The organism is Chryseolinea soli, assembly GCF_003589925.1.
Taxonomy (GTDB): domain Bacteria; phylum Bacteroidota; class Bacteroidia; order Cytophagales; family Cyclobacteriaceae; genus Chryseolinea; species Chryseolinea soli.
The window spans coordinates 4,961,259-4,982,135 of sequence record NZ_CP032382.1; the positions used below are offsets into that span (position 1 = coordinate 4,961,259).

A 20,877-nucleotide genomic window follows, 5' to 3' on the forward strand; every position below is an offset into this window, starting at 1 on the left:
ATGACGCGCAGGACACAGCACTTCGCCGACATTCCGGTTCCAAATTTCGCCCCGCACGGCCCGGCAATAGGATGATTCCGGAATTTGAGTTACCTTTAAAACCCAATGGCCAGATTATGAACGGCTTACATTTTTTAACTTTGGAAGCATAAACCGGTTTTTTCTGAGACGTTTTACAGCAATAGTGGCGCTTGTTGTCGTTTGCCTGGCTACCCTGCCGGAAAAGGCGTTGGCGCAATACGAAAGTGAAAGCGATGCATCGATCCCCCTGGAAAATTTCTACATCAAACGTCAGGGCGTCGGCACGCTGCGCAAGATCCTGAGCAAGGTCACCTTTGGCCTGAGCACGGGGTATGGTAGCACCACGTTCAAGCACGACCTGAGCGGCTATGGCATCTTGCAAAACCCGGATTCCATGCCCAAACTCTTCAAGCCCGCCAGTGTCGGGGCCGGTTACACCAATTGGGTGAACAAGATGACCGCCACGGGCAACACCGTGCAACCCGGGTCGTTCCAGGTGAACTCCGACACCACCAAGCTGGGGTTTAAAAGCAAATCGTTTAGTATCCCCATCAAGGCCACGCTCCACGTGGAGTTCGATCGCTACCGGATCGGCGGAGGATATTCCATCGAATACATGAACATGGGCACGTTCAAGCCCACGAGCTATGGCGACAAGATCAATTCGTTTAACACGGACTTCTCCAGCTTTTTCCTGAAGAAATATTTCGGGATGATCGGTGGCGCCGTGTATCGCTACTACGAATACCTGCTGGTGGTCGATGCCAATATCGGCGGCTACAGCATGGGCAAGAACTTCGACAAGAGCCTGATCCAGAAAGGGGTCTACATGAACGTCGGCGTAGCCGTAGAGCGTGAGATGTCGGAGTATTTCCGCGTCTTTGTGCGCCCGTCATACGAGGTGAAGAGCTATAAGATGAACGTTCCCGAAGGGGGTGATGCCATCACGCATAAGTTCAACGCGTTCTACATCAACGTGGGAGCCACCTATCGCATTCCCGAGTTGCGCCGGTGTTTTCTGAAGAGCTGCCACGCGCAGATGAATCACGCGCATGGCAACCGCGAGTATCGCAGCCGCAGGCATCCCATCTACAAAAAACAAGACCCGCACTACGGCGAAAACTATCCGAATCTCATCAAGTACAAGGGGCGAAACAAGAAGAAGTTGAACCCGTATTGAGGCCTCACAGACCAACCCAAACCAATAGTCTTGGAGCGGAAAAACCGTTGGAAAAAACACGATAAACTATTTGTGATTAGCCCTGAATAAACAGTGAATTTTATTATCTTGCACAGCTTTAAAAAGAGCCCCTTTTGAGCTAAAAACAAAGATTTTACATGGCAGAAGAGAGTGGTGGCCTACCCCCGGAAAGGCAAAGTATAATTCCCATCAACATTGAAGATGAAATGCGCGGCGCGTACATCGACTATTCGATGTCCGTTATCATTTCACGCGCATTGCCCGACGTTCGCGACGGCTTGAAACCCGTGCACCGCAGGGTGCTCTATGGGATGCAGGAATTGGGTGTGAACTACAACAAACCCTACAAAAAATCCGCCCGTATCGTAGGGGAGGTTTTGGGTAAGTATCACCCACACGGTGACTCCTCGGTATACGACACCATGGTGCGTATGGCCCAGGATTGGTCACTGCGCTACACCCTGGTGGACGGTCAAGGGAACTTCGGTTCCATCGACGGCGACTTCCCCGCTGCCATGCGTTACACGGAAGCCCGCCTCAAACGCATTGCCGAGGAATTGCTGGCCGACATCAACAAAGATACGGTCGACTTCCAATCCAACTTCGACGACTCGCTTACCGAGCCTACCGTGCTGCCCGGCAAGTTCCCGAACCTGCTGGTGAACGGTTCGTCCGGTATTGCTGTGGGCATGGCCACCAACATGGCCCCCCACAACCTCACGGAAGTCATCAACGGCACGATGGCCTACATCGATAACAACGAGATCTCCATACCGGAGCTCATGCAGTATATCACCGCTCCCGATTTCCCGACGGGTGCCATCATCTACGGTCACTCCGGCATTCAGGAAGCTTACCTGACGGGTCGCGGTCGTATTGTGGTACGGTCCAAAGCCGAGATCGTCACATCGCCTACCGGCAAAGACCAGATCGTGGTGACCGAGATCCCCTACATGGTGAACAAGGCCATGATGATCGAGAAAACGGCCGCCCTCATCAACGAGAAGAAGATCGAAGGCATCTCCGACCTTCGCGACGAATCCGATCGCGAAGGATACCGTGTGGTATACGATCTGAAACGGGATGCTATTCCCAACATCGTTCTCAATAACCTTTTCAAATACACGCAACTCCAGTCTGCTTTCAGCGTGAACAACGTCGCCCTCGTAAAGGGACGCCCGATGACGCTGAACCTGAAAGACCTCATCAAATATTTCGTAGAACACCGTCACGAAGTGGTGGTGCGCCGCACGAAATTCGAGTTGGCCGAAGCAGAGAAACGCGCCCACATCCTTGAAGGCTACCTCATCGCCCTCGACAACCTGGACGAAGTGATCTCCCTGATCCGTAATTCCAAAGATCCGGAAGCAGCACGCGAAGGATTGATCACACGTTTCAGCCTCAGCGAAATTCAGGCGAAAGCCATCCTCGACATGCGCTTGCAACGCCTCACCGGCCTGGAGCGCGACAAGATCCTGGAAGAATACAAAGAAGTGAAAGCGCTCATCGACCGCTTGAACGAGATCCTCAACAGCGAGCCTTTGCGGATGCAGATCATCAAAGACGAGCTGACCGAATTGAAAGAGCGCTACGGCGATGCGCGTCGCACGCAAGTGGTGATCAACGAAGACGACATTTCGTTCGAGGACATGATCCCCAATGAAGAAATGCTCATCACCATTTCCAACCAGGGCTACATCAAACGTACGTCACTGTCGGAGTATCGCACGCAGGGTAGGGGTGGCGTTGGATCGCGCGGTGCCGCTACCAAGGAAGATGATTTTACCGAACACTTGTTCATCGCGCAAGCGCATAATTACCTGCTCATTTTTACCGACATGGGCAAAGTGTATTGGAAAAAAGCCTACGAAATTCCGGAAGGCACCAAGACGTCGAAGGGACGAGCCGTACAAAACCTCATCAACATAGAGCCGGGCGACATGGTGCGCGCGGTCATCAATGTGAAAAATCTCACGGACGAGGAATACATCAACAACAACTTTGTAATTCTTTGCACGGAAAACGGGACCATTAAAAAGACCTCGCTCGAGGCCTATTCCAGACCTCGCCAGGGCGGTATCACGGCCATCTCCATCCACGAAGGTGACCGTCTTTTAAATGCCTCATTGACAAATGGAAAGAATCACATTATTATAGCGAAAAGTGAGGGCAAGGCCGTGCACTTCAACGAAAACGATGTGCGCCCCATGGGCCGGACGGCTGCCGGGGTGAGAGCGGTCACGTTGGAGTCGGCCACCGACAAAGTGATCGGCATGGTTTGTATAAGCCGGGAAGATGCTAATTTGCTGGTGGTTTCCGAGAACGGCTACGGCAAGCGCTCCCTCATCGACGACTATCGCATCACGAAACGCGGTGGGAAGGGCGTGAAGACCCTCAACATCACGGACAAAACTGGCAAGCTTGTTGCCATCAAGGAAGTGGGAGATGATGATGAACTGATGATCATCAACCGTTCGGGCATCACCATACGCATCAAAGTAGGCGAGCTCCGCATTATGGGCCGCGCCACGCAAGGTGTGAGGTTGATCAAGCTCAACGAAGATGATCGCATCTCTTCGGTCGAGAAAATTCAAAAGATCGAGGAGGTCGCTTCAGCGGGAGAAACGGGTTTGGATGAAACCACACCTGATGCCCCAACATTGGAAGACACACCACCACCCCCTAATGAATAAATAGTACCATAAACCCTACGTTAAAAATGAAACGAATAACACTCTTACTGTTAATGCTGGCGACCGCATCGGTGTTTGCACAAAAGCCTGTGAAACCCAACCTTAACAAAGTGCTGTCCTCCTTCAAAGAGGGCAAACTGGACGAAGCTAAAACGATGGTCGACGCGGCAACCACCTATGAAAAAACCATGAGCGACCCCAAGACCTTCTATTATAAAGGTCTCGTGTATGCTGCGTTGGATACCACTTCCAACGAAGCTTTCAAAGCCCTCGACCCCAATGCTTTTGAAACCGCGCTCGAAGCCTTCAAAAAAGGCGATGAAATGAATGGCAAAGGAAAGGAATTCTTCGTTCAGGAAGCCAACGGACTTCCCGTGTTGAAGACGCAACAGATCGCGGTTTGGGCCAATGGTTATCTGAACAAGGGAGCCACCCTCTACCAGGAAGAAGACCTGGAAGGCGCTCTGAAGAATTTCGAGAAAGTACAAAAGATCACCCCGAACGATACCACGGCCTATTTCTATGCCGGCTTTGTGTCCAACGCCATGGAGAACTACGACAAGGCTGAAGCCAACTTCAAAAAATACATGGAGTTGGGTGGCAAATCGTCGGATGCCTATTCGGTGATCATCAACATCAACAGCGGTCCCCGCGAGAACAAGGAAGAAGCCCTGAAGCTCGTGCGCGAAGCCAAGGCCAAGTTCCCCAAGAACACGGACTTCCCTAAAGTAGAGATCGGTTTGCTCATCGACTTGAAGCGCATCGACGAAGCCAAGTCGGGACTGGAAGCCGCCGTGGCGAAGGAACCCAACAACAAGATCCTCCATTTCTATTTGGGCTATGCCAACGCCAACCTGAACAACAATGCCGAGGCAAAGAAAAACTATGAAGAAGCCTTGCGCATCGATCCCAAATATTTCGAAGCTTCTTTCTATCTCTCAAAGCTGATGTATACCGATGCAGCAAACCTGAAGAAAGAAATGTCCAGCCTCGGTATCTCTGCGGCCGATCGCAAGAAGAAGTTCGAGATCGACAAAGTGTTGGTAGATAAATTGAAACTTGCTCTTCCGTATTGGGAGAACACCGAAAAACTCAACCCTTCCGACCAGGAAGTGTTGGACGTGCTCTACTCCATCTACCGCGACCTCGGCATGGAAGATCAGACCAAGCGCATCGAAAAACGCTACAAAGAACTTGGTCTCGAGAACTAAGCGACGCAACGTTTTTAAAATATAAAAAGAGAGCCGGTGAATACCGGCTCTCTTTTTTGTTTCGTAGCTGATGTTGTTAGCCGCTAGTGCAAGGGAGGAAAGTCCAGCACCACATCTTCTTCGCCATAGGGAAATCCTACGCAGGTGAGCACCCGGCCCGCGTTCAGTTCTTTGTCGAGCAGCACTTCGTTATACGAAAGCCAGACCTTTCCCTGCAGGCAGGTGGCCGAACACGTTCCGCATTTGCCGGCCTCACAACTGTAGGGCAACACGATGCCGGCGCGTTTTGCGGTTTCCAAAATCGTGAGTGGATATTGCACGGTCAGTGTGTATTCTTTTTTCTCGTAGTGAATCGTGACGCGATGAGGCGTCTGGTCGGGGGGCAGTTCTTTCACTACGGGTTTGATCGTACTGAAATTTTCCTTGCGGATGTTGGCCGGTGGCACGCCCTCGGTGAGCAAGGTGATGGCGATCATCTGCATGTAGTCGTGTGGGCCGCAGAGATAGAACAGCGAGGTGTCGGGTGCTTCGGGAAGATGTTCCTGTAAATATTGCTGCAGCATGAGTTTGCTCACGCGGGCCTTCATCAGGTTTTGTGCTGAGCTGAACAGGTAGGTTACGGTGAAATGCGGGAACGTTTGCTCCAGTGCTAAAAGCTCCCGGTGGAAAATCGTTTGGTCTGCTCCGCGATTGCTGTAGAGCAGAAATACTTTGCGTGAGGGATGATCGTGCAGCAGGGTTTTGATCAGTGGAAGGATGGGAACGATGCCGCTCCCGGCCGCCAGGAAGAAATAGCGGTGATAGCCATCGATGTATTCGGGAAGCGTGAAGAAGCCTGAGGCCCCGATGGTGAGCAACGAATCGCCCACGGTGCAGCGGTCGAACAGGAAGCGCGAGAACTCGCCGTTGTCGATGCGCTTCACGGTGATGGTGAGCGGTTCACCCAAATAGGGATTGGACGAGATGGAGTAGGAGCGACGTTCCTCCTTGCCGGGTTTGGGGAAGACGAGTGTGAGGAACTGTCCGGGCAGATAGGGGAGTGGCCCGTCGGGATGGAGCACGAATGATTTGGTGTTGGGGGTTTCCAGCCGTATTTCGGATATGGTCAATGTGATATAGGGAAAATGCGCCATGTAGGGATTTATGTTAACGGTAGGCAAGATAAACCGGGAATGCCATACCTTTTCGCAACATTCGCAAACCGTTTTCATTGCGCAACACCCTGGAAAGGGAATATTTTCATTGGAATTTGGGTTTTGCTGAAAAATTTTAATTTACATTTGCGACCATTCGCAAAGGTCTTTGACGGCATAGAAATGAACATAACGTTCACGAAATCTAGGAGAATATCAGGAGTGGTTTTTGAGGCCGTTTTGATGGCGTGTATCATCGGCTATTTGCGCACGGGCACTCGCCTGACACCTCCTAAATCTGATCATTTGCTATCGTTTAGCCCGATTTCATCCAAGGCTATCGTGATGCGCAAGGCCGCAGACGTTGGAGCAAGAGTGGTATCCTTCACGAAAGGAACGCTCAGTGCAGGGGATGTTTTTGCCCAGCCTGTAGAATTTTTCAACACCGCCATCACCGGACGCCAAGCATTTTTCTCCAGCGCTTTTCAGTGCAACATCTTCTATGTGTTCATCACAGCTAACGCTCCTTAGGGAAGCCCGTTTTCTTTTTTTCTGAGAGTTCTTTTCAGAATGTTTCAAATAACTTTTTATTACACGATATTACGCTTTCATATCATTTGAATATGAACTTAAACCATGCTTGCAGCCGCCTTAACTTTTAAAGATTTACTAAATCCCGAGATGATTATCCAATATGGAGGACTCGTTCTCCTGCTCGTCATCATCTTTGCAGAAACCGGATTATTCTTTGGTTTTTTTCTGCCCGGAGATTCCCTTCTTTTTGCCGCAGGCTTGCTTTGCGAATCAAAATACTTAAGCACACCTGTTGTCGTTTTAATTCCATTGCTTATTTTGGCGGCCGTCCTGGGCTCGACCGTGGGCTATGGATTTGGGCGATGGGCCAAACACTACTTGGAGCGGCGCAAAGAGAATTTTTTCTACAAGAAGAAATACATCGAAATGACGGAGACCTTCTACCAGAAGTATGGTATGATGGCTTTCGTTTTAGGTAGATTCCTCCCCATCGTCAGAACCTTTGTGACCATACTGGCCGGCATGTCCCGTATCGATTTCAAAAAGTTCTGGATCTACAATTTGTTGGGTGCGTCGGCCTGGATCCTGACCATGGTTTTGGCTGGATACTTGTTGGGTAACGCTTTCCCGGGACTCATCGACCACCTGGAGATCATCGTCGTCGCCATGATCCTCGTGTCGGCGATTCCAGTGATCACGGCATTTTTTCGGGCACAACGAAAAATGCTGAAAGAGAAAATGAAGTAAGATATTTGGAGATAGATGTGAAGACCGAAAGGTGAAGTAGGACGGTGCAGAAAGAAAAAAATAAAAAAAAACAGCTCGCCCCTGTGACTTTTCCGGGGGCAGGCGATTATAGATTTGCTTTGTTACCGGGCAAGTCTAAGCATTGAACGTGTTTCTTTACTTAAACTTTAATAAAACTTGTAAACCTTTAACTTATGAAAACTCAGAATTCCAATTCATTAGCAGACAGCGTAAGATCCGGATTTGCCGCGGTTATAATCCCCGTAGAACTCACCCTGGCGTATCTGTTCTACTTCTTTGTGCTGGGTGCGGAAGAAAACTTCGATGCCAGCCATCACCCCATCAACTATTTGGGTACTGTTCACGAAGGTGGTCCGGCCATCGTACCCATCCTGATCTCTCTTTTGATGATGACGCTTACGTTTGCTATTGAACGTCTCCTCACGATCTCTAAAGCAAAAGGAAAAGGCAGCGTGCGCGGTTTTGTTCAAAAGATCAGAACGCTTCTCGCTACCGGTAATATCAAACAAGCTATCGACGAGTGCGACAAACAAAAAGGTTCTGTTGCCAACGTGGTGAAAGCAGGTCTTTCCAAATACAGCGCCCTGCAAAACGACAGCACGTTGGATGCCGAACAAAAAGTATTGTTGATCCAGAAGGACATCGAAGAAACCACGCAGCTTGAAATGCCCATGTTGGAAAAGAACCTGGTGATCATCGCGACCATCGCTTCTATCGCCACACTGATGGGTCTGTTGGGTACAGTATTGGGTATGATCAACGCATTCGCGGCCATGGCGCAAGCCGGTGCACCGGATGCTGTGAAACTGGCCAGCGGTATCTCTGAAGCCCTTATCAATACAGCTTTGGGTATCGGTACTTCCGCTATCGCGATCGTATTCTATAACTACTTTACTTCTGCTATCGATGCATTGACATACGGTATCGATGAAACCAGCTATAGCATCGTTCAAAACTTTACGGCTAAAACTAAAGCTTAATTTTTATGGGAAAAGTAAAAGTACATAGAGCATCTCCGTCCCTGGACATGACGCCTATGGTTGACTTGGCCTTCCTGTTGGTTACATTCTTCATGCTCACCACAAAGTTTGCACCCGAAGAACCTGTAGCAGTAGACATGCCCTCTTCGATCTCGGAGATCAAATTGCCGGAGGTAAACATCCTGACAATTACCATCTCCACAGACGGCATCGTATTCTTTAATATGGATGGCAAGTACAACCGCCAGGAGCTGTTGGGCAAGATCGGTGCGAAATACGGAATTCCGTTCGATGACCAGGACAAGGAAAAGTTTTCCCTGCTCCCCAGCTTCGGGATACCGATTCAAGGCATGAAGCAATTCCTGGCCCTGAGCCCAGAGGAACGTAAGACGGTGAATCAAACGGGTATCCCCGCCGATTCATTGAACAATCAACTGGCAGATTGGGTTGTTTTTGCACGGACCACGAACCCCGGACTGCGCATCGCCATTAAAGGCGACCGCGAATCCAACTACCCGATCGTGGAGAAGGTTATCAATACCTTGATTGACAACCGCGTGACCCGGTTCAACCTGATCACGAACATGGAAAAAGGCCCTATTAAACTCTAACCGCATACAACTATGTCAGAAGTAAGTCAGCAGGGCGGCGGTGGTGGTAAAAAAGACGGTAAAGTCAGAAGTAAGAAGTCGTCGACCAAAATCGACATGACACCCATGGTGGATCTTGCTTTCTTGTTGCTCACTTTCTTTATGCTTACGACCACCTTCAACAAGCCCCAAACCATGGAGATCACCATGCCGGACAAACCGAAGCCGGATGATGTGGTACCAGAAGTGAACGAGCGAAAGGTGCTTACCCTCGTGTTGGGTGAGAATGATAAAGTCTATTGGTACAAAGGGATCACCGATCCCAAGATCGAAGTGTCCAACTTCTCCGCCGATGGTATTCGAAAAGTGTTGTTGACGCAAAATGCTCAGACCAAGGATATGATCGTCCTCATCAAGGCTTTGGAGAAATCCAAATACAAGAACATGGTCGATATCCTGGACGAGATGAACATCACCGATATGAAGCGCTATGCGATCGTAAAAGTGACCGACGTCGATAAGGATCTTGTAAAAGAATCAAATTTATGAAAGCAGAACAATTAACCGTACAACCCTTGTGGGAAGACGTAGTGTTCGAAAACCGGAACAAGGAATACGGAGCGTATTTTATCCGTAGAAACTATTCCAAACACGTCATCTTCGCCCTCATCGGTATGCTTTTGGTTCTGGGTTTCGTGCTGGCCTATCCGACCATTGCAGAATGGATCAAAGGACAGCAGGACGTAGAACCTGTAGTCCTCAAAACGACGAAATACACGGACTTGGCGGCACCCCCGCCGATTCAGGAAAACACACCTCCTCCGCCGAAGTTGGACATTCCCCCTCCGGTGAAGACCATCATCAAATTCCTTCCCCCGAAAGTGACGGAGAAGGAAGTGCAGGAAGAGGAAATGCCTACCATCGAGGAGATCAAGGAAAATGATACCGGACCGACTGAACAGGAAGGTACAGGCGAAGTGGTGTTCGATGAACCCGTAGCCGAAGTGGCCAAACCCGCCGTGGAAGAAGACGTGATCTTCACCGTGGTAGAACAGCCCGCCGAATTCGAAGGTGGTCTCCAAGCCATGTCGAAATTCGTGAGCAAGAACCTGAAGTATCCTGCGGTAGCCCGCCGGATGGGAATCGAAGGTTCCGTGTTCGTGAGCTTCGTGGTAGATAAGTCAGGTAACATCAGCGACGTGCAGGTGATCAAGGGTGTGAGCGCAGAATGCGACAAAGAAGCCGCCCGTGTGGTTTCGATCATGCCGCCCTGGAAGCCTGGTAAGCAAAACGGTAAGGCGGTTAAATCCCGCTTCGTATTGCCTATCAAATTCAAACTGTCGACTTAATCAATATGAGACCCCGACCGGATGACTACAGGTCCGCTGCCCCTTTCGAGACTGCAATGAAGTTGCTCGGAATGACCATGGCAGTTGTGTATGTGGCGCTCGGTGTTGCGGTAGCTTGGCGGGCGGACAAAATGTTCAACATCCCGCCAAGCTATACGCTTCTTCTGGGTAGTATAATGATCGCTTATGGATTGTTCAGAGGATACGGTGTTTACCGCAAATACTTTAAACATTAGCGAATGAGGATCGCCGTATTTGTTTTTGTGATCACCTTTATAGTAAGCGGCTGCGGAAAACGCGCCATCGACTATCGGGTGGACACCCCTACGGCAGGACACATCAAAATTGCGGTAGACGAGTCGCTCAAACCCCTGATGGAGGCCGAGATCGACGCCTTTGAGGGCCTTTACAAAGATGCCCACATCGACGCCATCTACACCTCCGAGGACGAGGCCATACAGCTGGTGTTGAAAGACACGGCTCGCATTGCCATTGTTACCCGGAAAATCAGGAAAGAGGAGCAGAGTGTGCTGGACACGCAGCGGCTGGTACCCAACCAGGTATCGATCGCTAAAGATGGCCTGGCCCTGATCGTCCATAAAAACAATCCTGACAGTCTTTTCAGCCTGGATGAACTTAAGGCCATACTGGAGGGCAAGACCACCGATTGGAAGCAGCTGAACCCCAAAGGTAAATCGGCCAAGATCGAAGTGGTTTTCGACCATCCAAATTCGGGCATTATCCGGCATTTGCGCGATTCCCTGGGGGATTTCGGAAACCTGCCGGCCAATTGCTTTGGCGTGAACACCAACGAGGCGGTGGTGGATTATGTGTCAAAAAAAGAAAATGCCATCGGATTGATCGGGGTGAGTTGGATCAGCGACAACGACGATTCCACGGCCAATCAGTTCCTGGGACAAATAAAAGTGGCGGGAGTGAAGCGGGGAGAAGGCGAGTATTACGAGCCCTACCAAGCTTACATCGCCCAAAAAGTTTACCCCCTTTCACGAGAGATATTTATGGTTAGCCGCGAAACCAAGGCAAGACTTGGCAGCGGATTTGTAGCGTTTGTGGCTAGCGAGAAAGGGCAGCGAGTGGTATTAAAATTAGGCCTGGTACCCATGACGATGCCCATTCGCATTGTAGAAGTAAAACGTGAACCTATTCATTAATTTTAGAAGTATGAAAAAGAGATTTGAATTCGCAAATAGCGCAAGCCTCAAGCCCTTCCTGCTGGCCATTGCCCTGTTGGTTTCTGTTGTGGCCCGTGCCCAACAAGACCCCGAAGTCACTAAGGCCCTGAGACTCATTGAGTTGGATAAGCAGGGAGCTGCTGTAGCATCGCTCCAGAAGGCTGTATCCACCAGTGCCACCCCCGCCGTTTTGTACTATTACCTGGGCTATGCCCAGATCAAGAACGGCGAGCGCGAAAAAGCCAAGGAAACCTTCACCAAAGGCATTGGCGCCGATGAGAAACAACCCCTCAATTATGTAGGAAAAGGCCTCATCGCCCTCCAGGAAAAGCAAGCCACGGACGCTAAAGCCCTCTTTGACAAGGCATTGACCATGACCAAGTCGAAGGATGCCGTGGTGCTCCGCGCCGTAGCCGAAGCCTACCTGGGCAGCAGCCAAACGGCCAAGGAAGCTATGCCCTTGTTGGAAAAAGCCAAAAAGCTTGACGAGACCAGCTCCGAAACGGAGGTTCTGATCGGCGATGCATTTCTGGCCGTCAACAACGGCGGTTCCGCGGTGAGTGCCTACGAACGCGCTGCCAAGCTTGACCCTAAAAGCGCTAAGCCCCACTATAAGATCGGTTTGGTGTACCTGCGCTCGCAAAACGTGCCGGTAGCCGAAGAAGCCTTTAACAAGGCGATCAGCATCGATCCCGACTACGCGCTGGCCTACAAGGAATTGGGCGAATTGTATTACCTCGCCAAAGATGGTCCGAAGGCTGTGAAAGCTTATGAAAAGTATTTGGAGCACACCGAGAAAGCCGATGCGGCCCAATTGCGTTATGCCTTCTTCTTGTTCATGGCTAAAGACTTTGCGAAAGCCAACACCATATTTGCCAAGCTTGTAGAGAAGCCCGACGCCACGCCGACCACGGTGAAGTACTATGCTTATTCACAGTTTGAGGCAAAAGAGCTGGAGAAAAGCCAGCAGACATTTGAAAAGTACTTTGCCATGCCCAACGTGAAAGCAGAAGCTTCCGACTTTGCGTATTTCGGCAATTTGTTGATGGAGTTGAAGAAGGATTCACTGGCCGTGTTGAACTTCACGAAAAGTCTTGAGCTGGAGCCGAAGCAGATGGAGATTCGCCAAAAGCAAAGTGACTTGCTCATGAAGAACAAGAAATATGCAGACGCTGTGCCCGCGTTGAAAGCCCTGATGGGACTGCGTGCAAAACCGCTTTCGGCCGACTATTACAACATTGGTCGTGCCTATTATTTCACGGATCAGTTTCCCCAAGCCGATACAGCTTTCACGAAGCTGATCGAAATGCAGCCCAACATGACAATAGGCTACCTCTGGGAAGGCAGAACCAAGGCAAACCTGGACCCTGAAACGGAAACCGGTCTGGCCAAGCCTTATTATGAATCTTTGATCGAAAAGTCGATTGCTACGCCTGACAAATCGAAAAAGGACCTTATCGAGGCTTACTCATACCTGGGTTACTACTACTTCCTGAAAGCGGATCGTAAACAAGCCAGGACATTCTTCGACAAGGTGCTCGCCCTGGATCCGAATGATCAGAAGGCGCTGACGGCCATCGAGGAACTGAAGAAACAGCCCTAACCGATTATGAATTTTCTGAAAGCTACTGACGAAAGAAAGGTGGCTGGAGTGATAAAGACATTAGAATTGGCCGGGGAGCCAGCAGGGCAACAACGTGCATCCATGCGTTAAAGTTAAAGGTTGCGCATGACCCACAATCATAGTTGCCCTGCCCTGGCCATTTTAAGAGTTGCAAGTATATTAAATCTGATCGGTTAATGTATCCCGATCGACACCAAATTTCATAGAAAGAGGCCCGTTTAGGGCCTTTTTTCGTTGTATCGGACCATTTTTGCCGCAGTCCGCGGGACATCATTTTGAACTCAAGAGGTTCAAAGTCGACGGGAGAGCATACCCTTGATTTTCTTTGCGTTGACTTTTGCTGCTTGCCCGCCGAAGCTTCAGCGAAGGAGGGCCCGACGAAGCTTCAGCGAAGATGGGTTCAACCCCCACACCCGCACTCACACTCCACGCCATCCCAAAAACCGTCGCGTACCCCCACCGGTAACACGCGCGACAAACCGCCTATCATCACGGCTTTTTAGAATCATTCTTAACTGAAAAAGAGCCCTCCACATCAATCGTATGCGTAAGATCGGAGTAGCATTTTTTATGGTTTGAAATGCATATAACAGTGAAGAAAGCAATACTTTTACCACGGAAAATAAAACCTATGGACGATAAAGGTCTTATTCAATACGCACCCATTGCCTTAATGTTTGTGGTCGCCGCCGGATTTGTCGGAACCACCATGGTAGCCACCCACCTTCTGGGCCCCAAACGCAAAACCAAGATCAAGCAAGACTCCTTCGAATGTGGCATTGAGCCGCAGGGCAATGCGCGGGTTCCGTTCAATATCAAGTACTTCCTGGTGGCCATTCTTTTTGTACTTTTTGATGTCGAAGTGATCTTTATGTATCCCTGGGCTGTTAACTTTAATGAGTTGGGCTTGGCCGGATTTGTAGAGATGGTCCTGTTCATCAGCACGTTGCTGATCGGCTTCTACTACATCATCAAGAAAGGCGCGCTGAAGTGGGAGGATTGAAAATCATTCAAGATGCAAACAGAAACAAGTAACATAAAGATGGTGCAGGCGCCGGAAGGCGTGGAGGGTGCTGGCTTTTTTGCAACCAGCCTGGAGAAAGTGGTGGGCATGGCCCGCAAGAATTCGATCTGGCCGTTGCCGTTTGCCACCTCGTGCTGCGGCATCGAGTTTATGGCCACCATGGGCGCGCACTACGACCTGGCCCGCTTCGGGTCGGAGCGTTTGAGCTTCTCGCCCCGCCAGGCCGACCTGTTGATGGTGATGGGAACCATTGCCAAAAAGATGGGGCCGGTTTTGCGCCAGGTGTACGAACAAATGGCCGAACCCCGGTGGGTGCTTTCGGTGGGTGCTTGCGCGAGCAGCGGTGGTATTTTTGATACCTACAGCGTGTTGCAGGGCATCGACAGAATTATTCCTGTAGATGTGTACGTGCCCGGCTGTCCCCCCCGTCCGGAGCAGATCATCGACGGTGTGATGAAGATCCAGCGGTTGGTTGAAACGGAATCCTTGCGCAGAAGAGATTCTGCCGAATATAAAGCCATGTTGAACCAATATGGAATAGAATAATGGAAGGAACAGGCCTAGAGAAAACCATCGGCATACTGAATCAAAAATATGAAGGGGAGGTGCTTCACGCAGCGATGCTGTATGATTTTCCCACCATCACCCTGAAGAAGGATAAGATCATCGAGATCATCAAGTTCCTGAAAGAACATCCCGATACGCGCTATCACTACCTCACCACCTTGTGTGGCATTCATTTTCCGGAACTGAATCAGATTGCCGTCATGTATCAACTTCACAACATGATGAGCGGCGAACGTGTGCGGCTGAAGATCTACTTGCCGGCTGAGAAGCCGGAGGTGCCTACGCTCACCACGGTGTTTGCAGGCGCGAACTGGATGGAGCGCGAGACCTACGATTTCTTTGGTGTGATCTTCACAGGCCACCCCGACCTGCGCCGCATTCTCAACGTGGAGGACATGATCATGTTCCCCTTGCGCAAGGAATTCCCGCTGGAAGACCAGGTGCGCGAAGACAAGAACGATACTATGTTTGGACGATAATATCCTATGGAAGAAGTTAAACAAGCCGATCAAGCATACCACCAGGAAGAAGAAAAACAGTATTCATATCTGAACCTCGGGCCCACGCACCCGGCGACCCACGGTATTTTTCAGAACGTACTGAAAATGGACGGCGAGATCATCGTGGACGCAGAGCCAACCATCGGGTATATTCACCGCGCGTTCGAGAAGCTCTCCGAGCGCCGGCCATTCAACCAGATCACACCCATCACCGACCGCATGAACTATTGCTCGGCCCCCATCAACAACATGGGCTGGCACATGACGGTGGAGAAACTCATCCAGGCAGAAATTCCCAAGCGCGTGCAATACATGCGCGTGATCATTATGGAGCTTGCGCGCATTACGGATCACCTGATCTGTAACGCTGTGATCGGTGTGGATACGGGAGCGTTGACAGGCTTTGTGTACATGTTCCAGCAACGCGAGCTGGTGTATGAAATTTATGAAGAGATCTGCGGTGCGCGGCTCACGTCGAACATCGGCCGGATAGGAGGGTTTGAGCGCGACTTTTCGCCAAAGGCGTGGGAGAAGATCCATCGCTTTTTGAAAGAGTTTCCGAAAGTGTTGAAGGAGTTTGAAAACCTGCTGGAACGCAATCGGATCTTTATGGACCGCACCATCGGTGTGGGCGGCATCACGGGCGAGCGGGCGCTGGAGTTCAGTTTCTCCGGTCCGAACCTGCGGGCTGCGGGGGTGGACTACGATGTGCGTGTAGCCAGACCGTATTCATCCTACGAAGATTTTGATTTTACGATCCCGATCGGAACCAATGGCGACGTATACGATCGCTTCATGGTGCGCCAGGGTGAGATGTGGCAGAGCCTGAGCATTATCGAGCAGGCGATCAAGAACCTGCCCGACGGACCTTTCCACGGAAAGGTGCCCGATTTCTATTTACCCCCCAAAGAAGAAGTTTATAACAACATGGAAGCGCTCATCTATCACTTCAAGATCGTGATGGGTGAAACGGATGTTCCGAAAGGTGAGGTATACCACTGTGTGGAAGGCGGCAACGGCGAGTTGGGCTTCTACCTCATCAGCGACGGCGGACGAACGCCTTTCCGGTTGCACATGCGCCGGCCGTGTTTTATTTATTATCAAGCCTACCCGGAGATGATCAAAGGCTCCATGTTGTCGGACGCGATCCTGACCATGAGTAGCATGAATGTGATTGCCGGCGAACTGGATGCCTGAAAGAACGGAAAAGATGGAAGAGATAAAATTTTCGGAGAAGTCACTCGCGTTGGTGAACAAGATCATCAAGCGCTATCCTGAAGGACGGCAGAAGTCGGCCTTGTTGCCCATTTTGCACGTGGCCCAAGCGGAGTTTGACGGCTGGTTGAGTCCCGCCGTGATGGACCTGGTGGCGTCTGTCTTGAAGATCAAGCCCATTGAAGTGTATGAAGTGGCCTCGTTCTACTCCATGTACAACCTGGAGCCTGTGGGCAAATGCCTGATCGAAGTTTGCCAGACCGGCCCATGCTGGCTGCGCGGCTCGGATGACATCGTTGAGCATTTGCAGAACAAGCTGAATATTAAAGTGGGAGAGACCACGGCCGATGGCATGTTTACCTTGAAGACGGTGGAGTGCCTGGGCTCTTGTGGTACGGCACCCATGCTGCAGTGTGGTGCGAAGTTTCATGAGAATTTGACGACGGAGAAGGTTGATGCGTTGGTGGAAGACCTTCGCGCAACGAATGCACGGAGTAGTTATATGCGATAAGTCATTTTGCATGACGGCGGTGTGATGCTGTTGTTGTGGGGGGTGACTTTGCGGTGTGCCGGCCAGGGATAGGAGTGGAAAGCCCGGAGTGCGGTGGGGATGCTGAGTGTGCGTTGTTGGTGGGACACCAACAACTGGGCATGGGGGTCCTTGGAATCGAGGGAGCAAAGGGTGGACGGACTTGGAACGGATAGCCCGACCCGAGGTACGAGGGGGGCCGCCGGATAATTTTGAATAATACGTCGCGCTTCCTTTGGGGAGACGATAACAAAGAATATAACGATCAAACGGTAATCATGGGTAAGAAGTTATTAACGGCAAACATTAATATCCCCGGGATAGAAACTTTTGATGTCTATCGGAAGAATGGTGGGTATGCTTCGGTGGAGAAGGCGTTGAAGACGATGACGCCTGATGAGGTGACGGAGGAAGTGAAGAAGTCGGGTTTGCGTGGACGCGGCGGTGCGGGGTTTCCGGCCGGTATGAAGTGGAGCTTTTTGGATCGCAAGTCGGAGAAGCCCCGCTACCTGGTGTGCAACGCCGATGAGAGCGAGCCGGGTACGTTCAAGGATCGTTATCTGATGGAGAAGATCCCTCACTTGTTGATCGAAGGGATGATCACGGGCAGCTACGCGTTGGGTGCACGGACGTCGTATATCTACATTCGCGGCGAGTACATGTACATCGTACGCATCCTGGAGAAGGCCATTGAAGAAGCCTACGCTGCAGGATTTTTAGGACAGAATATTTTGGGAACACCCTACTCGCTGGACTTGTATGTTCACCCGGGTGCAGGGGCCTATATCTGCGGTGAAGAAACCGCATTGTTGGAATCGCTCGAAGGCAAGCGCGGCAACCCGCGGTTGAAGCCTCCGTTCCCGGCTGTGGCAGGCTTGTATGCTGCGCCCACGGTGGTGAACAACGTGGAGACGATTGCTGCCGTAGTGCCGATCGTGAACGGTGGCGGCGACGAGTATGCGAAAATCGGCATCGGCAAGAGCACCGGCACAAAACTGATCTCGGCCAGCGGCCACATTAACAAGCCTGGCATTTACGAAATCGACCTGGGCTTGCCCGTAGAAGAATTTATTTACAGCGACGAATATTGCGGCGGCATTTGGAAAGGAAGAAAGATGAAGGCTGTTGTGGCCGGAGGTTCGTCCGTACCCATTCTGCCTGCCGACCTGATCTTGAAGACAGCAAAAGGTGAGCAACGCCTCATGACCTACGAGTCGCTTGCCGATGGTGGTTTTGTGAGTGGCACCATGTTGGGCTCGGGTGGTTTTATCGTCTATGACGAGACAGCCTGCATCGTGCGCAACCTGTGGACGTTTGCCCGCTTCTATCACCACGAGTCGTGCGGACAGTGCAGCCCTTGTCGCGAGGGAACGGGATGGATGGAGAAAGTGCTTCATCGCATCGAGCACGGTCACGGTCACATGAGCGACATTGATTTGTTGGTGGATGTGGCGAAGAAGATCGAGGGCAACACCATTTGCCCGTTGGGAGATGCCGCCGCCTGGCCTGTAGCCAGTGCGATACGTCACTTCCGCGAAGAGTTTGAATATCACGTGAAGTATCCCGAAAAGGTATCGAACCCGAAGCACTTTGAGCTGGAGCCGTTCCGCTCGGAGAAGAAGCTGGAAGCAGTAGGAGCGTAGTGTTAAAAATTGAGTATAGACAATTGTTATAATACGATAGTAACATGGCAAAAGTAACGATAGACGGTGTAGAGGTTGAGGTGGCCGATGGCACCACCATCCTGAATGCAGCGCGGCAGATCGGTGGCGAAGTGGTGCCCCCCGCGATGTGTTACTACTCCACTTTGAAAGATAGCGGTGGAAAGTGCCGGGTGTGCCTGGTGAAAGTGACGCAGGGTTCCGCGAAAGATCCCCGCCCGATGCCCAAGCTGGTGGCCAGCTGCCGCACGCCCGTGATGGATGGCATGGTGGTGCAGAACATCACCTCGCCCGAAGTGTTGGAAGCCCGCAAAGGCGTGGTAGAATTCCTTTTGCTGAACCACCCGCTGGACTGCCCCGTTTGCGACCAGGCCGGAGAATGTGATCTCCAAAATTTGGCCTACGAGCACGGCGCCGCCAAGACTCGCTACGAAGAAGACCGCCGCACGTTTGAGAAGATCGACATCGGCGACAAGATAAAGCTGCACATGACGCGGTGCATCCTCTGCTACCGCTGCACGTATGTTGCCGACCAACTGACGCCTGAGCGCGTGCACGGCGTTTTGGGCCGTGGCGACCATTCGGAGATCAGCACCTACATCGAGAAGGCCGTGGACAACGACTTCTCCGGAAACATGATCGATGTGTGCCCCGTGGGCGCCTTGACCGACAAAACGTTCCGCTTCAAGAGCCGTGTGTGGTTCACCAATCCCCAGGATGCGCACCGCGACTGCCCCAAGTGCAGCGGCAAGGTAGTGTTGTGGATGAAAGGCGAAGAAGTATTGCGTGTTTCGGCCCGCAAAGACCAATATGGTGAGGTGAAAGAGTACATTTGCAACGAATGCCGCTACGATCACAAGAACGTGAAGGACTGGACGGTGGAAGGCCCTCGCCACATCGACCGTCACTCGGTGATCGCCCAAGGCCATTACGAGCGCGCCGACCTGATCACCCTGAAGAAGGAGATCGAACGGCAGATCGAATTTGAAAAAGGAAAACCATTGCCTGAACCTAATCCATCGCTGACCGCATGATCTCGTTCTTTATATATAAAGCAATTTTGGTGGTGGGCATCTTTGCCATCACGCTCTTTGTGGCCGCGTATTCCACGTATGCCGAGCGCAAGGTGGCTGCCTTTCTGCAGGATCGCGTGGGCCCGGACCGCGCGGGACCTTTCGGTATGTTCCAGCCGCTGGCCGACGGATTGAAGTTCATGATGAAGGAAGAGATCATCCCGGATTTTGCCAACAAGTTCCTGTTCATCCTCGGGCCGTCCATCGCCATGATGACGGCGTTGATGGCCGGTGTGGTGATTCCGTGGGGCAACTCGCTGGTGATCGATGGTAAGGAATATTTTCTGCAGATCGCCGATCTGAATGTCGGCATCCTGTATGTGTTTGCCGTGGTGTCGATCGGTGTGTATGGCATCATGATCGGGGGATGGGCATCGAACAATAAGTTTTCGTTGCTGGGTGCCATCCGGGCTTCGGCGCAGATGATCAGCTATGAAATTGCGATGGGGTTGTCCATCATCGCGCTCATCATCACCACCGGTACGTTGAGCTTGCGCGAGATCAGCTTGCTGCAGACCGGCGGTGTGGGCGGACATTGGAATTTTTGGAATGTGGTGTATCAGCCCGTGGGCTTTATCATCTTTTTGATTTGTGCTTTCGCAGAAACAAACCGCACACCGTTTGACTTGCCGGAATGCGAGACGGAATTGGTGGGAGGCTATCACACGGAATATAGCAGTATGAAACTGGCGTTGTATCTCTTTGCGGAGTACATCAACATGTTCATTTCGTCGGCCGTGATCTCGACGTTGTATTTTGGTGGGTTCAACTTCCCGTTCATGAACGACCTGGGGTTGGATCAGAATACGATCACGATCCTGGGGACGCTGTTCTTCTTTGCGAAGATCACGTTCTTTATTTTCTTCTTTATGTGGATCCGGTGGACCATTCCACGTTTCCGCTACGACCAGTTGATGAACCTGGGCTGGAAGGCGTTGATACCGCTGGCGGTGATCAACATCTTTATCACCGGGCTGGTCATCATTATTAAGACACATTATCTAAATTAAA

General features: G+C 51.2%; 20 protein-coding genes. 19 read left to right on the top strand and 1 reads right to left on the bottom strand.

What is annotated here, in order from left to right; translation table 11 throughout:
• Positions 1-184: 184 nt before the first annotated feature.
• The 3 genes from D4L85_RS21030 (at position 185) to D4L85_RS21040 (ending at position 5,126) form a co-directional block, all read left to right on the top strand.
• Complete coding sequence (locus D4L85_RS21030) at positions 185-1,201, top strand: hypothetical protein (protein ID WP_119756155.1); 1,017 nt, start codon at positions 185-187, stop codon at positions 1,199-1,201.
• Positions 1,202-1,359: 158 nt separating this feature from the next.
• Positions 1,360-3,915 carry a DNA gyrase subunit A gene (gyrA, locus tag D4L85_RS21035; protein ID WP_119756156.1) on the top strand — a complete coding sequence of 852 codons (2,556 nt, stop codon included), beginning with the start codon at positions 1,360-1,362 and terminating at the stop codon, positions 3,913-3,915.
• A 26-nt stretch (positions 3,916-3,941) separates the two neighbouring features.
• Complete coding sequence (locus tag D4L85_RS21040; protein WP_119756157.1) at positions 3,942-5,126, top strand: tetratricopeptide repeat protein; 1,185 nt, start codon at positions 3,942-3,944, stop codon at positions 5,124-5,126.
• A gap of 83 nt (positions 5,127-5,209) precedes the next feature.
• Here D4L85_RS21040 and D4L85_RS21045 read toward each other — a convergent pair whose 3' ends face one another.
• Positions 5,210-6,259 carry a ferredoxin--NADP reductase gene (locus D4L85_RS21045; protein WP_119756158.1) on the bottom strand — a complete coding sequence of 350 codons (1,050 nt, stop codon included), beginning with the start codon at positions 6,257-6,259 and terminating at the stop codon, positions 5,210-5,212.
• A gap of 39 nt (positions 6,260-6,298) precedes the next feature.
• On the opposite strand from D4L85_RS21045, the gene D4L85_RS21050 reads away from it, so the two are divergent.
• The 16 genes from D4L85_RS21050 to nuoH all read left to right on the top strand — a co-directional run bounded on the left by D4L85_RS21050 (position 6,299) and on the right by nuoH (position 20,876).
• Positions 6,299-6,790, top strand: coding sequence for a hypothetical protein (locus tag D4L85_RS21050; RefSeq protein WP_160143891.1), 492 nt, complete (start codon positions 6,299-6,301; stop codon positions 6,788-6,790).
• Positions 6,791-6,940: 150 nt separating this feature from the next.
• Positions 6,941-7,540 (top strand): DedA family protein, encoded by a 600-nt coding sequence (locus tag D4L85_RS21055; protein ID WP_228450558.1) that lies wholly within the window; start codon positions 6,941-6,943, stop codon positions 7,538-7,540.
• A 194-nt stretch (positions 7,541-7,734) separates the two neighbouring features.
• Entirely contained in the window at positions 7,735-8,541 is an 807-nt protein-coding gene (locus D4L85_RS21060) for a MotA/TolQ/ExbB proton channel family protein (protein WP_119756161.1), read from the top strand.
• A 5-nt stretch (positions 8,542-8,546) separates the two neighbouring features.
• Positions 8,547-9,152, top strand: coding sequence for an ExbD/TolR family protein (locus tag D4L85_RS21065; protein WP_119756162.1), 606 nt, complete (start codon positions 8,547-8,549; stop codon positions 9,150-9,152).
• A 12-nt stretch (positions 9,153-9,164) separates the two neighbouring features.
• Positions 9,165-9,680 carry an ExbD/TolR family protein gene (locus D4L85_RS21070; protein ID WP_119756163.1) on the top strand — a complete coding sequence of 172 codons (516 nt, stop codon included), beginning with the start codon at positions 9,165-9,167 and terminating at the stop codon, positions 9,678-9,680.
• Positions 9,677-10,480: an energy transducer TonB gene (locus tag D4L85_RS21075; RefSeq protein ID WP_119756164.1), complete on the top strand. Its 804-nt coding sequence runs from the start codon at positions 9,677-9,679 to the stop codon at positions 10,478-10,480. Before D4L85_RS21070 ends, D4L85_RS21075 begins: the two co-directional genes overlap by 4 nt.
• 239 nt (positions 10,481-10,719) lie before the next feature.
• A complete protein-coding gene (locus D4L85_RS21085; RefSeq protein ID WP_119756166.1) occupies positions 10,720-11,652 on the top strand; it encodes a PstS family phosphate ABC transporter substrate-binding protein in 933 nt (310 codons plus the stop codon).
• 10 nt (positions 11,653-11,662) lie between these two features.
• Positions 11,663-13,276, top strand: coding sequence for a tetratricopeptide repeat protein (locus D4L85_RS21090; RefSeq protein ID WP_119756167.1), 1,614 nt, complete (start codon positions 11,663-11,665; stop codon positions 13,274-13,276).
• 652 nt (positions 13,277-13,928) lie between these two features.
• On the top strand, positions 13,929-14,300 hold the full coding sequence (locus D4L85_RS21095) for an NADH-quinone oxidoreductase subunit A (RefSeq protein WP_073140455.1): 372 nt from the start codon (positions 13,929-13,931) through the stop codon (positions 14,298-14,300).
• A 12-nt stretch (positions 14,301-14,312) separates the two neighbouring features.
• A complete protein-coding gene (locus tag D4L85_RS21100; RefSeq protein WP_073140458.1) occupies positions 14,313-14,867 on the top strand; it encodes an NADH-quinone oxidoreductase subunit B in 555 nt (184 codons plus the stop codon).
• Complete coding sequence (locus tag D4L85_RS21105) at positions 14,867-15,367, top strand: NADH-quinone oxidoreductase subunit C (RefSeq protein ID WP_119756168.1); 501 nt, start codon at positions 14,867-14,869, stop codon at positions 15,365-15,367. Before D4L85_RS21100 ends, D4L85_RS21105 begins: the two co-directional genes overlap by 1 nt.
• 6 nt (positions 15,368-15,373) lie before the next feature.
• A complete protein-coding gene (gene nuoD / locus D4L85_RS21110; protein WP_119756169.1) occupies positions 15,374-16,585 on the top strand; it encodes an NADH dehydrogenase (quinone) subunit D in 1,212 nt (403 codons plus the stop codon).
• 13 nt (positions 16,586-16,598) lie between these two features.
• Positions 16,599-17,114, top strand: coding sequence for an NADH-quinone oxidoreductase subunit NuoE family protein (locus tag D4L85_RS21115; protein WP_119758885.1), 516 nt, complete (start codon positions 16,599-16,601; stop codon positions 17,112-17,114).
• 296 nt (positions 17,115-17,410) lie between these two features.
• Positions 17,411-18,775, top strand: a complete 1,365-nt coding sequence (nuoF, locus tag D4L85_RS21120) for an NADH-quinone oxidoreductase subunit NuoF (protein WP_119756170.1) — start codon at positions 17,411-17,413, stop codon at positions 18,773-18,775.
• A gap of 44 nt (positions 18,776-18,819) precedes the next feature.
• Positions 18,820-19,827, top strand: coding sequence for an NADH-quinone oxidoreductase subunit G (locus D4L85_RS21125; RefSeq protein WP_119756171.1), 1,008 nt, complete (start codon positions 18,820-18,822; stop codon positions 19,825-19,827).
• Positions 19,824-20,876, top strand: a complete 1,053-nt coding sequence (gene nuoH, locus D4L85_RS21130; RefSeq protein WP_119756172.1) for an NADH-quinone oxidoreductase subunit NuoH — start codon at positions 19,824-19,826, stop codon at positions 20,874-20,876. The genes D4L85_RS21125 and nuoH overlap by 4 nt, the downstream gene beginning before the upstream one ends.
• The last annotated feature ends 1 nt before the right edge of the window (position 20,877 follow it).

Bases quoted from the DNA above. Each gene is read 5' to 3' on its own strand.
- D4L85_RS21065 (WP_119756162.1), top strand. From the start codon at position 8,547: ATGGGAAAAGTAAAAGTACATAGAGCATCTCCGTCCCTGGACATGACG.
- D4L85_RS21125 (WP_119756171.1), top strand. From the start codon at position 18,820: ATGGCAAAAGTAACGATAGACGGTGTAGAGGTTGAGGTGGCCGATGGC.
- D4L85_RS21055 (WP_228450558.1), top strand. From the start codon at position 6,941: ATGATTATCCAATATGGAGGACTCGTTCTCCTGCTCGTCATCATCTTT.
- D4L85_RS21095 (WP_073140455.1), top strand. From the start codon at position 13,929: ATGGACGATAAAGGTCTTATTCAATACGCACCCATTGCCTTAATGTTT.
- D4L85_RS21085 (WP_119756166.1), top strand. From the start codon at position 10,720: ATGAGGATCGCCGTATTTGTTTTTGTGATCACCTTTATAGTAAGCGGC.
- nuoF (WP_119756170.1), top strand. From the start codon at position 17,411: ATGGGTAAGAAGTTATTAACGGCAAACATTAATATCCCCGGGATAGAA.
- D4L85_RS21100 (WP_073140458.1), top strand. From the start codon at position 14,313: ATGCAAACAGAAACAAGTAACATAAAGATGGTGCAGGCGCCGGAAGGC.
- D4L85_RS21075 (WP_119756164.1), top strand. From the start codon at position 9,677: ATGAAAGCAGAACAATTAACCGTACAACCCTTGTGGGAAGACGTAGTG.
- D4L85_RS21045 (WP_119756158.1), bottom strand. From the start codon at position 6,259: ATGGCGCATTTTCCCTATATCACATTGACCATATCCGAAATACGGCTG.
- nuoH (WP_119756172.1), top strand. From the start codon at position 19,824: ATGATCTCGTTCTTTATATATAAAGCAATTTTGGTGGTGGGCATCTTT.
- D4L85_RS21105 (WP_119756168.1), top strand. From the start codon at position 14,867: ATGGAAGGAACAGGCCTAGAGAAAACCATCGGCATACTGAATCAAAAA.
- gyrA (WP_119756156.1), top strand. From the start codon at position 1,360: ATGGCAGAAGAGAGTGGTGGCCTACCCCCGGAAAGGCAAAGTATAATT.
- D4L85_RS21050 (WP_160143891.1), top strand. From the start codon at position 6,299: ATGCCATACCTTTTCGCAACATTCGCAAACCGTTTTCATTGCGCAACA.
- D4L85_RS21070 (WP_119756163.1), top strand. From the start codon at position 9,165: ATGTCAGAAGTAAGTCAGCAGGGCGGCGGTGGTGGTAAAAAAGACGGT.
- D4L85_RS21090 (WP_119756167.1), top strand. From the start codon at position 11,663: ATGAAAAAGAGATTTGAATTCGCAAATAGCGCAAGCCTCAAGCCCTTC.
- nuoD (WP_119756169.1), top strand. From the start codon at position 15,374: ATGGAAGAAGTTAAACAAGCCGATCAAGCATACCACCAGGAAGAAGAA.
- D4L85_RS21115 (WP_119758885.1), top strand. From the start codon at position 16,599: ATGGAAGAGATAAAATTTTCGGAGAAGTCACTCGCGTTGGTGAACAAG.
- D4L85_RS21040 (WP_119756157.1), top strand. From the start codon at position 3,942: ATGAAACGAATAACACTCTTACTGTTAATGCTGGCGACCGCATCGGTG.
- D4L85_RS21060 (WP_119756161.1), top strand. From the start codon at position 7,735: ATGAAAACTCAGAATTCCAATTCATTAGCAGACAGCGTAAGATCCGGA.